Source organism: Clostridium sp. NSJ-49, assembly GCF_014287725.1.
Classification (GTDB): domain Bacteria; phylum Bacillota; class Clostridia; order Clostridiales; family Clostridiaceae; genus Clostridium; species Clostridium disporicum_B.
Map to the genome: position 1 here is coordinate 15,099 of NZ_JACOOP010000047.1, position 12,494 is coordinate 27,592.

Genomic DNA, 12,494 nt, shown 5'->3' on the forward strand with positions numbered 1-12,494 from the left:
TTTTTCTATAATAATGTTTATACGTAGGTGTCTTATCATCTAATATAATCCATAAATTCTTTTACTAAAATATCAACCGTTGTTCCAGGGTTCATATTAGATGCATTCTGTTCACTTTGTCTGTGATAATATTTGCGTAACTTTTCACTTCTCATTATTGCCATATCTACTTTATCTAACATAACATCAAAAATATTTGATATATTTTTATTATATATCCCATTATTAATATTATTATTTTTAAAATGATTATTTAAATTACTTAAATATTGATTTCTTTTTATGCCTACACTTAAATCTTGAAAATGTAATAATAACCATAGCTCAAAACTTTCATTAGACCATGCTACTTCAATATTATTTTCTTTAGCTAACTTAATTGCCACATCAAAATCTGAATTATCATCTTTGTCAAATACAACCCATACTTTACTAAAATTCTCTCTATTTTTTCTTTTTATAGCTTCATTAACTAGTACACTTGTACTACGTCCCTTACCTTCTACTTTTATTGGATAGTTTTCTTGAATCTCTCTATTTCTATATCTATTATTAATAATTTTCTTCATATTCTCAAAATAATTCACTTCTGTTTCAGTACCCTCTGTAATTATTAAACATGTTTCAGGACGTTCATCTCTAACACTAATTTTTCTTGATTTTCTTCTTCCCTCTCGTCCTAACTTACTCATATTTTTTATCCTCGCTGATATAAAATGAATTTAATATAGGGATTGCTCCATATTTTCCTGATAAGTAATCCTTATTATAACTAGCATCATTCCTTACTTTTTTATCACCAACTTTATATTCTGATAATGAATATAAAGTTGCAACTGAATTTATATCCTTTTCTACAAACCATATCTGGTCCCTTCTAAATATATCTTTATTAAGTGTAAAGTCATCATGTGCTGTATAAATTAATTGTGCTCCATTTTCATTAGTTTCTTCACTATGAAACATACTTATTATATATTTCATTAGTAATGGGTGTAATTTTGCATCTAGTTCATCTATAAATATTGGCATTCCTAATTCAATTGAATTTTTAAATAAACTGTATAATGAAAACATTTTTTGTGTTCCACTAGACTCTTCATAAAATGGAATTGCAACTAATTCACTACTATCCTCAATATTATGATAAGAATATATCCTATATCTATTTTTTTCTCCCTCTACATTTATTTTTTCAACTTTTATATCTACTATATTAATATCTATTGCATTCAAAAATCTTACCAGTTCTTTTTGATATTTTCTATCTTCGATTATAGAGGATACTCCTCTTGTTATAAGCCCTTCTATTTCACAATCTCCCATGTCAACAATAGTTGTATTACTAAACCATTCCATAACATCTTTAACATATGGAATTTTAGCATTAGAACAAATTGATAAAAACAATGTATTATCCTCTGTAATTAATGCTAAACTCTTAGCATCCTTTAATTGGGTTGAACACTCTATTTGTTTACCAACTCTCTCAAATAAACTCTTATACTTAGCTGTTTTTTTACTCCTAAAATCTCTTTTGTATAACCATTCTTCTAATACCTTTTTATTATCTATTTTAAATCCATATTGATATTCATCATTCTTATATTTAATAAAAACCTCAAACTCTGCTGGTTCTAATTTTGAGTTTTTATCAAAAGCATATCTCTTTAATGGTATATCTATATTACTAGTTGAATATTTAAATGAATTTAATATAAAACTATTCATGAAACCAAAAGCCTCAATAACTGTACTTTTACCACTTGCATTTGCTCCATATATTGCTGCAATTTTAAGTATTTTTTCACTTCCCATATCTATTAAATTATATTGATGCTCTTTTAATGATGTAGCTGTCATGTCTAATGATGTTTCATATTTAAAGCCCTTATAATTTCTAAAATTAAATTGAATAAGCATTTTTCTCACCTCTTAATTATATTGTATTCTATAAATCTTAAATTGTGAACTTTTTTGAGATATTTTCTCACAATTATATTCTTGACAATATTTTTATCTCTTATTCATTACTATTATTGTTCTTACTTATGATACGGTATTTCTACTTATACAAATAGCCTTAGGCAAGTTATATCAATGCCTAAGACTATAAATCGCATTTACTTATAGTACGGTTCATTATTCGTTATTCTAATTTTAAAATATCTATAAACATTTATCTAAAACATCTACAGCCCTTATTTTTTCTTTTGGTAATACATGAGTATATATATTAGCTGTAATATCCATACTACTATGCCCTAATAATACTTGTATAACTTTTAACGAAACCCCATTTTCAAATAACCTAGTTGCATATGTATGTCTTAGTGCATGGAATTTCCTATACGGAATATTAGCTTTATTTAAAATACTTTTATACCTTTTTGTTAAGTTTCTAGCATCGATATATCCTCCTAATACATTAGGAAACACTAAGTTATTATCTATATATATATCACCTGCCATCAATTTCTCTTGTAAAATTATATTTTTATGTCTTTTCAATTCATTTATTGTAGCTTTAGGTAAAGGTATTTTTCTTTCACTATATCTAGTCTTTGGTAATTGCTCTATAATTTTAGTTTTAGTATTGGTATTTTCATCAAAACATTTTACTCGCTTTACACTTTTAGATACCTTTACTTCATTAGATGAGAAATCAATATCACTCCATTTCAAAGCTAATAATTCACCTAATCTCAATCCTGATCCTAAAGCTAAATTAAAAATACATCTATCTCTACTATCTTCTATGGCATTTAAAAATATTCTTTGTTCTTCCATTGTAAATGTCATAACCTCTTCTTTAACTTTACTCTTTGGAAGTGTAACAAATAAACATGGATTATTTAAAATCAATTGTTCTTTTTGAGCTTGTCTCATTCCTCCTGATAATACTTTATTAATTATCTTAATAGTATCTGTTGTCTTGTTTTTCTTTTTAATTAATTCATTATAATAATTTTGTAAAGTTAAAGGCTTTAAATCCTTTAACTTTACTACTCCTAGATTAGTATTTTCTATATAATTTCTATATATACCAAAATATCTATCTATAGTTGATGGTCTACATTCATTCATTTTATACTCTTCTAACCACATTTTTATCCATTGTTGAACAGTTGTTTTCTCATCAATTGTTGATAATCCTAAAGTATTCTTAACTTTAAAATCATCCACCTTTTTTAATACTTCTAATTTAGTTTTTCCATAAAACTGTTTACGTATAAGCTTCCCTTCACTATTTCTACCTATAGTAATAGTTGCTCTCCAACCATTTTTATATTTATTTACTGATCCTTCACCATTTGCTTTTTTAGACATAATTATACCTCCTAATACATTAAATAATATAAATAGGAACATAAATCTTATTATCAAATAACTCGTCCTATATTATCTTCAAACCAGTCATCAACTTTTGATTTTATTATTAAAAACTTTCTTCCACATTTAATAATTGGAAAATCATCACTATTTACAATTTCATATGCTTTATTTAATCCAATGCCATATTGATAAGCAAACTCCTTAACACTCATAGTTTTTTTTGTATCCTCTTTGTAACAAATCATCATCAATCCTCCTATATTAATTTTCATTGAGCCCCTATTAATGCCCCTTCTCATTTTTATAATATATAGTCGTAAAGTTATAGTTTTTCATATCTTCATATTAATTGTCCCTATGCCCCTATAATAATATCTATATATTGTTTAATATATTTTCCATAGCTCTTCTATAAATAGTTAAATACCTTTTACGCTCACCATTAATACTATTCTTAACAGTTCTCTTAATCGTATTCCCTTCTAAACTTGTCTTTATAATTTTTAATTCATCTAAAGCTTTATTAACTCTATCAGAACTAACTGGGAACTCAATATTTTGTCTTTTCCAAAATTCTATAACATTGTTATATGCTACACCAGGTATTAGGTAATAATAGTCATCATCTTTATACCCAATGATATTACTATTTTCATTTTTATTTTCATTCTTATCTAACACTTTACATCTTTTACTTAGTATTAACTCCTGTATGGCAATTAAATATAATATAGCTGGATCTTGGTTTGTTGTAGATTGCTCATGTAATTTTATAACCTCTTTAATTATATTTTTTATATTATAGAAGAGGATACTTATATCTGTATTATTTGTATTATTGCAATATTCAAACAAAATATCATAAGTTAAACATAAAAATGCATATGAATCACTTAATCTTTTATGTCTAAACTCATTTAACACTTCATTTCTATAAAAATTAAAATTACATTTTATAAAATTCATTACTTTATAAAAATTTTCAGATACCCATTCAATAAAATAATATATATGCGTTGAATATACTAATGGATTATTCTGATAATATGTCAATACATCAGTCTTATAATCTCCTGGACAAACTTCGATTCCTATAAATCTAGCAACACTAGACTCTCCACCTATTATATCTTCACCTGTAATAACACATAATCCACGTGGTGGATATTCTTGAGCTTTACCTAAATTTTTATTTGATCTAGATTTACTTATTCCATCTCCATATATTCTTAGTACATGTGATGCTAATGATTCCATAGCTTTCTTTTCAGTTGATAATGTTGTTGGATGATAATCATCCAATAATAATATTGAGTCCTTATACTCAGAAGCTTTAATTTCTACTGCTGTTTTTGTATCTTTAAATGTTCCAGATATATAATCTCTTTCTCTATTGAATAAATTAAAAAATACTTTTGATACAGATGTTTTCATTGAACCTGTTAATCCATAAATCCACATTATAAAATGTGGTTCAAATCCAGCTTGTACATATACTTCCCTAATTACAGCTAAATGTGAATAGATTAATAAAGGTACAGTTTTCAACTTATTATCACTAATATTAATCATATTTATACTATCTATTAATGCTTTTTCTTTATTAATCCCACTATCTATTCTAATTATTTTTTCCTTATCTCCTGTAATATTAAGATTATAACCACCAATAGCACCACCACCATGTAAATATACAAACCTATTATCAATAACTCTCCATCCAACATGAATATACTCTATTTCAGCTGATATATTTTCAAATTGTTGAGACATATATACTTTTAAATATTCATATGCTTTATTTATTGGAAATAAACAATATTTAACTCCTAATATACTAAGAATCCATTTATCAGAATTTAATTCACTATATTTTATTTTTACTATTTTAGACTCCTTATTACTTCCCAATACACATCTAAAAATACAGTACTTCTCTATGAATAGGCCATTATCTTGAATAATTATTTTTTCTGCAGATATATTAAAATTACATATTGTAAAACATTTTTGATTAAAATCACTATCATAAACTAAACTAATACATCCACCAACAATCGTAAATTCTAATTTATTTATCATTAATGATTTATTATTTATTTCAGTATCCATCCTATTATTTTTCATATTCTTTTTAACTTTACTAGCCTCTTTATTCAAGCTATTTTGAGAATTAATATTTAATTCTTCATTTTTTTGAAGTCTTTCTTTTATATCGTTACTAATATCATCTTTAACAGAACTCATAACTTTAGTTAATCCATTTTGAGAATTAATATTTAATTCTTCATTTTTTTGAAGTCTTTCTTTTATATCGTTACTAATATCATCTTTAACAGAACTCATAACTTTAGTTAATCCATTTTGAGGATTAATATTTAATTCTTCATTTTTTTGAAGTCGTTCTTTTATATCGTTACTAATATCATCTTTAACACGACTCATAACTTTAGTTAATCCATTTTGAGGATTAATATTTAATTCTTCATTTTTTTGAAGTCGTTCTTTTATATCGTTACTAACATCATCTTTAACATAACTCATAACTTTAGTTAATCCATTTTGAGGATTAATATTTAATTCTTCATTTTTACTTAAATCATTTTCGTTATAAAATTTTTCAGATTCATTCCTCCTAATTATTGATACTCTTAATGAATTTTCATACTTATTATTGCTTTCCATAAATTTAACCTCCCTCATTTTTTATAATTCAATAATAATAAAGAAAAGAATAAAAAAAAAGGTAAATTTTTTAGATATAATCCATAAATTTTACCCTTATTATTTATAAAAAAATATAGTATAATATATATTTTGTTTAAATTTAAAAGCAAGTGATATTTAAATATCACTTGCTTCTAGCTTTAAAGTATTTATTTTCAAAATAAAATCTCTTAAACTTAATTGATAATCAGATATATTTCTTATATCTTTTAAAACTCTTCTATGTAAGATATTAATATTATTCACTATTCCTTCATTACTTAATCTATCAAAATTAAAATAATCATTTATAACTCTAGTAATTAAATAATATGTTTTTTTATTAATTTTTTTTTGTTTATTATTACCTTTTTCTATTATTTTTTCAAATTTTTTTAATCTTTCCCCTTGATCCATTTTTTCCTTTAATAAAAAATAATATATATTGGGATTTGAATACATATTTGAATATACTTCTTTAGTAATATCTTTAATATTAATATTAAGTGTTTCACAATAAAAGTTCAAAATTCGGAAAAATACTGAATTATATAATGGTAAGTAATACTCTACAATATCATTGCATAACATCTTAACAGATTTTCTAAAGCCTTCTATATCATAATTTTTATAATATCTTATATAGATATTCATTAAACTTGATAATAAGTTTGTATTATTAAAAACATTAGGAAGATACAATATTGGACTAAATGCTTCTGCTACTTTTATTATTTCATTTTCACTAAAATACAAGTTATCTTTATTTAATTGATTAATATGATTATATAAAGATAATTTAAAATTTATATTGTGAATTCTCTCAAAATAATATATATCATTGTTATTTAAATTATTTAAAGTTAAAAATGATGATAAAAATTTTCCGTCTTTTATATATATATCTTCTTTCAATTTATCTTTCTTATTATAAGCACATTCTTCCCAATTATCTATTGTAAATATACAAACAGTACTTAAATCTTTATAAATATTATATTTTCTTTTAATATTACATTTTGCATTTAATAAAAAATCTTTATTTAATCGATTATCATCACAATTCCTAAATTCTCTTAACTTTGTCTTTAAGTTATTATAATCTCTTTCAAATGTACTATTCTCATCATTCTTGCAATTAATATCATTAAAATTTTTAACTGCTTCTTCTACTGATATTATTTTATTATAATCATAATCTACATTTAGTAATAGCTTAAAATTTTCAAAAGCATATTTCCATAAATATAAATTAATAGAATCTAATTCAAGTTCATTATTACATCTTTTTAAATAATTATTTGTATTTAAAAAATAATTTTTTAAAAGATCTATACATAACCAATGAACACTATTCATTAATTGATCATTACTTAAATTTTTAAAACTAATAATTCTTTCTTTGAAATCATCAAATTTTATAAGAAAAGTCTCATCTATAACTTCTCTTGAAATAGTTTCTGTATATAACTTAAAAAACATATAATCACCTCTATAACATAATAATATCATATTTTATTATAAACAATATAATTTCTTATTTTTTATTAGGTTCCTCTATGTTCCTAAGCACTTGCAAGGACTACCTATCGAATAGGTATCATTTATATAATATATATTTGAATAAATTATAAAAAACAAAAGAGTATTATAAAATACCCTTTTCTTTAAAACTAATATGTTCATTCTCTCCTATAATCACATGGTCTAATATATCGATACCTATTATTTTTCCTGCTTCTTTTAATCTCATTGTAATATTTATATCTTCTTTTGATGGTGTTGGATCTCCTGATGGATGATTATGTGCAACTATTATTGAAGCTGAATTCCCTAGTATAGCCCCTTTAAAAACTTCTCTCGGATGAACTAATGAAGAGTTTAATGTTCCTATACTAACTACATTTATAGATGTTGGTTGATTTTTAATATCCATACAGCAAACCAGAAACTGTTCTCTATCAGATTCACTTAAAAACCTCCTAAACAATTCTATAGCATCACCTGGAGAATTAACTTTTCTATTTTCATAAAGGAAACTACTTTCCTTTACCATTTTTATTGATACAATATCCACTCTTTTTCTATTTAATACTTTAGATTTCATTTTATTTTCCATACCTATCTTCTCCTTATAAAATATTTATAATATTATTCACAAATATAATATATATTTAAAATTAAAAACTTTTTCTTAAAGTAATTATTATTTTAAATTTTATAAAGAAGAAGATTAAAATCACAGAAATTATTATAAATATGATTTCAAAATAATACTATTTATAGTTCTATTTTTTTATAAATTAAAATTTAATATCATATATATTTAATTGATATATAACACAACCATAACACAACATAAGAAAAAAATAAAAAAACTTAATAATACTTAATAATATTAAGCCTTATGAATTTAAGTATTCATAAGGCTTTAATAAATCATATAAAATTTAATAAAATATACTTCATCGAATCCAGGCGTCGGGGGTTCAAGTCCCTCTAGGTGCACCAAACAAATAAAGAACGAGCTAAGGATCGCAAGTGAAAAGTCGACTTTATCGAAGTGAAAGGCTACTACGTAGCGGTAAAAAGCTAACTACGTTAAGGTGAAAATGCTACTATAAGTAGCAAAGAAAAGTATTTTATCTCATTAGAAATCTTTTCCCTATTGCCATAGGCAATATTTTCTCCTCAGCTTTAGCTGACTTTTCCCCTTTAACGAAGTCAAAGTTTTCACCAAAGTGCTTCGCACTTTATTTCTATAGTGACAATGTATTCTTAACTATATCACTTACTTCCTGTGCTTTTTCTAGTGTATCCATTTCGCAGAATACTCTTAATACTGGTTCCGTTCCTGAAAAACGTATTATCACCCATCCACCATTTTTAAAATATACCTTATATCCATCAAGGTATGATACTTTTTCTATTTCATAAGGAAATTCTATTGGCTTCTTATCTATCATTATTTGTTTTATAAGCTCTTCTTTTCTATTATGAGTCATTGCATAATCGCTTTCAGTCATAAATAGTTCACCATATTCTTTGCATATATCTTCATATATTTGTGATAATGACTTTCCTGTTACTGCAATCATCTCTATAAGTAATGATGCAGCATAAACTCCATCTTTACCTTGAATATGCCCTTTTACAGTTAATCCACCACTTGATTCTCCACCTATAATAGCATCACTTTCTATCATCTTAGCTGATATATGTTTAAATCCCACAGGCACTTCGTAGCATTTTTGTCCAAAACTCTCAGCAACTTTATCTAATAAATGTGTTGTAGCTATATTTCTAACTACAGGCCCATTCCATCCCTTATACTTTACAAGATAGTAATATAAAAGAACTAATATATCATTTGGGTGAAGGAATCTTCCGTTATTATCTATAACTCCTAATCTATCAGCATCTCCATCTGTTGCAATCCCAATATCATAATGTCTATCAAGTACATGTTGTTGTAATGCTCTTAATGTATCAACATTAGGACTTGGTAGCTTTCCTCCAAATAGAGTATCATGCCTTTCATTTATAACATCTAATTCGCATCTTGCCGTAGATAGTATAGTTCTTAAAGATGTTTGACTTACACCATACATAGGGTCTAAAACTACTCTTAAGTTAGCTTTCTTAATACTATTCAAATCAATTTGCGAAAGTATACTATCAATATAATCGTTAAAAGGATTATAAGGTACTATTAATTCACTCTTAACAGCATCTTCATAATCAATCCACCTTAGTGGTTCATTTTCTAATTTTTCTATATAGTTTTCAACATTTTTAGTCACAACTTCGTCTGCATCTTTTCCACCTTTTGTGAATAACTTTACCCCATTATAAATCGCAGGGTTATGACTCGCAGTTACTGCCATACCATAATCTAAACCTTGTTTCTTAACTTCAAACATCATTAAAGGTGTTGGCATTGACCTATTTATCATCATCACCTTTATCCCTTCATAAGCTAAAACTTCAGAAATCCATATCATAGATTCTTTTGAAAGAAAACGTCTGTCATACCCTATCACTACAGTTTTCTTTTCTACATTTTCATCCTTCATCATTCTAGTAACTGCTCTAGCTAATTGTTGAATATTATTTTTAGTAAATTCATCACCAATTATTGCTCTAAATCCTCCGGTCCCAAACTTTATCATATTTAGTACCCCCTTTTATATTTATTAGCTATATTTTTTTACTATATTATTTACTTCTTCCCATTTATCCTCTAAATCATTTACAAGTTTTAATTGAGTTCTAGTTCTTACTAAATTGTGATCATCATAGCTTGTCTTATAATATAAATCTCCGTCTAAATAATCAGTTAAAAATCTCATACCTTGTTCTAAAGTAATTATCTTAGCTCCCATTGGTAACATCTCAATTTCTTTTTGTGTAAGCCCATTATCTACACCTTCTATAAATCCCTTAGTAAATGCTTCAAATAACCCTAAATCAACAAATACTTTACTTAAATCTTCTTCATCTTCTCTTGCAAATGTTGCTCCGCTTCTTATTGCATCTCCAAAATCATATAAAGATAATCCTGGCATTATTGTATCTAAATCTATAACACAAATACCTTCTTTAGTATCTTTATCTAATAATACATTACTTATCTTAGTGTCATTATGAGTAACTCTTAAAGGCAATTCACCTCTCTCAAGCATATCTACTAATGATGAAGCTTGTTCTTGTCTTTCTAATATAAAGTTTATTTCATCAACTACCTTATCTTTTCTTCCTGATTTATTTTCTTTTATTGCATTAATAAAAGTTTTTAAACGTTCTTTTGTATTATGGAAATTAGGAATAGATTCATAAAGTAATTCTGCATTATAATCAGCTAACATATTTTGAAAGTTACCAAAAGCTTTCCCAGCCTTATAAAAATCATCTTCACAACTTATTGTTTCATATGTTATTGTATCTGGTATGAATTTTATAGCTCTCCAATAGTTTCCTTCTGAGTCTTGTGTAAAGCTTCTTCCATCTTTAGCATTTACCACTGTTATTGTCTCTCTCTCAATATCTCCATTATTTTTAGCTACTATATCTTTTAAATAATCACAAACCCTACAATAGTTATCCATTAGCTTTTCAACTTCTTTAAATATATAGTGATTAATTCTTTGAAGTATATACTTTCTTTCTTCTCCACCTTCTAATTTTGTTCTTACTAAAAAAGTAGCATTTATAAGTCCTCCTCCGAATGGAACTACCTCTACTATATCTCCTTCAATATTTATTAAATCCAAAGCTTGTTTTGTTAACTCTAAAAAATTACTTTCCATTTCTTTTTATACCCTCCCATAAGTTTTTCTCATATTTACCCTCATTTATCATCTTTTCAATAGCTTCTTTAACTAATACTCTATCTTCTTGATATGTTACACCGTACCATTTGTCTTTAGAATTCATAACCTTAACTTTGCCTTTTCCACTATTAATTAAATTGCTAACAATTAACGGTATATAATACTCAGCTTTTATTGGATTATCCTTCAAGTCATTTTGTAAGAAATATTTAAATCCTTTCTCAGTAATTTCAAATATAGAATTCATAAATCCCCACATATTCATTGAAACAATTGAGTTATAATCTACCTCAATCCACTCTTGTTCATTTTCTGTATAATAAGCAGCTTCTCCTTTTTTAATAATCCTAGTTCTCTCTACAACTTCCTTCAATTCACCATTTTCTACAGTACATATTCCTCTTGCTACATGCCCATTTTCAGATAAAGTATTTTTCAATTCATATCCAACCATCGCATGATGATTTTCTTCAGTATTATTATTTAAATATTCATACATTAATTTAAAGGACTCTTGCCCATAATAATCATCTGCATTTATAACTAAAAATGGAGATTTAATAACATCTTTTGCACATAAAATTGCATGACCGGTTCCCCATGGCTTTATTCTTCCTTCTGGTATTTCAAATCCTTCAGGTATGTTATTCATATCTTGTATTACATATTCTATTTCTGCAAATTTAGATAACTTATTTCCTATAAGCTCTTTAAATTCTTCTACAATTTCTTTTCTTAAAATAAACACTATCTTCTCAAAACCTGCTTTTATAGCATCATAAGAAGATAATTCTAATATAATTTCTCCATTTGGACCTATTTTATCTAATTGTTTTAATCCACCATATCTGCTACCTAATCCAGCTGCCATTACAAGTAATACTGGTTTCATATGTCCACCCCTCTATATTTTAATTCGATCTGTTAAGTTATATGAACATTGCTCTTCTCAGCCCAAGGAAATACAATAGGTTTGCGATACTAAATAATACCCCCTTCGAAAAGGAGAGAAGAACAATGAGCAAAACTAATATAAAATGCCCACGCTGTAATTCTGATAAACTATACAAGTTTGGTATGAATAAGCAGGCTAAACAAAAGTATCAATGTAAGCAGTGT

At 25.7% G+C, this 12,494-nt stretch carries 11 protein-coding genes; 1 reads left to right on the forward strand and 10 read right to left on the reverse strand.

Annotated features, from left to right (window positions below; genetic code table 11):
• Positions 1–35: 35 nt before the first annotated feature.
• From H8S10_RS14240 to H8S10_RS14285, 10 genes are all read right to left on the reverse strand, one after another.
• Entirely contained in the window at positions 36–692 is a 657-nt protein-coding gene (locus H8S10_RS14240; RefSeq protein WP_186839318.1) for an RloB family protein, read from the reverse strand.
• Positions 685–1,923: an ATP-binding protein gene (locus H8S10_RS14245; protein ID WP_186839319.1), complete on the reverse strand. Its 1,239-nt coding sequence runs from the start codon at positions 1,921–1,923 to the stop codon at positions 685–687. The genes H8S10_RS14240 and H8S10_RS14245 overlap by 8 nt, the downstream gene beginning before the upstream one ends.
• Before the next feature lie 246 nt (positions 1,924–2,169).
• Complete coding sequence (locus H8S10_RS14250; RefSeq protein ID WP_008676411.1) at positions 2,170–3,330, reverse strand: tyrosine-type recombinase/integrase; 1,161 nt, start codon at positions 3,328–3,330, stop codon at positions 2,170–2,172.
• A gap of 53 nt (positions 3,331–3,383) precedes the next feature.
• Positions 3,384–3,608, reverse strand: coding sequence for a helix-turn-helix domain-containing protein (locus tag H8S10_RS14255; protein ID WP_243175887.1), 225 nt, complete (start codon positions 3,606–3,608; stop codon positions 3,384–3,386).
• A gap of 103 nt (positions 3,609–3,711) precedes the next feature.
• Positions 3,712–6,021, reverse strand: coding sequence for a hypothetical protein (locus H8S10_RS14260; RefSeq protein ID WP_186839320.1), 2,310 nt, complete (start codon positions 6,019–6,021; stop codon positions 3,712–3,714).
• 159 nt (positions 6,022–6,180) lie between these two features.
• Positions 6,181–7,524 (reverse strand): hypothetical protein, encoded by a 1,344-nt coding sequence (locus H8S10_RS14265; RefSeq protein ID WP_186839321.1) that lies wholly within the window; start codon positions 7,522–7,524, stop codon positions 6,181–6,183.
• Between the two features lie 166 nt (positions 7,525–7,690).
• Positions 7,691–8,161, reverse strand: coding sequence for a DNA repair protein RadC (gene radC, locus H8S10_RS14270; RefSeq protein ID WP_186839322.1), 471 nt, complete (start codon positions 8,159–8,161; stop codon positions 7,691–7,693).
• A gap of 640 nt (positions 8,162–8,801) precedes the next feature.
• Positions 8,802–10,214 carry a phosphoglucomutase/phosphomannomutase family protein gene (locus H8S10_RS14275; RefSeq protein ID WP_186839323.1) on the reverse strand — a complete coding sequence of 471 codons (1,413 nt, stop codon included), beginning with the start codon at positions 10,212–10,214 and terminating at the stop codon, positions 8,802–8,804.
• 24 nt (positions 10,215–10,238) lie between these two features.
• Complete coding sequence (locus tag H8S10_RS14280) at positions 10,239–11,351, reverse strand: aminoglycoside phosphotransferase family protein (RefSeq protein ID WP_186839324.1); 1,113 nt, start codon at positions 11,349–11,351, stop codon at positions 10,239–10,241.
• Positions 11,341–12,267: a sugar phosphate nucleotidyltransferase gene (locus H8S10_RS14285; RefSeq protein ID WP_055268385.1), complete on the reverse strand. Its 927-nt coding sequence runs from the start codon at positions 12,265–12,267 to the stop codon at positions 11,341–11,343. The genes H8S10_RS14280 and H8S10_RS14285 overlap by 11 nt, the downstream gene beginning before the upstream one ends.
• 125 nt (positions 12,268–12,392) lie before the next feature.
• Between H8S10_RS14285 and H8S10_RS14290 the strand changes: the two genes are divergently transcribed.
• On the forward strand, positions 12,393–12,494 hold a 102-nt coding region (locus tag H8S10_RS14290; RefSeq protein WP_347707662.1), incomplete at its 3' end, for an IS1 family transposase.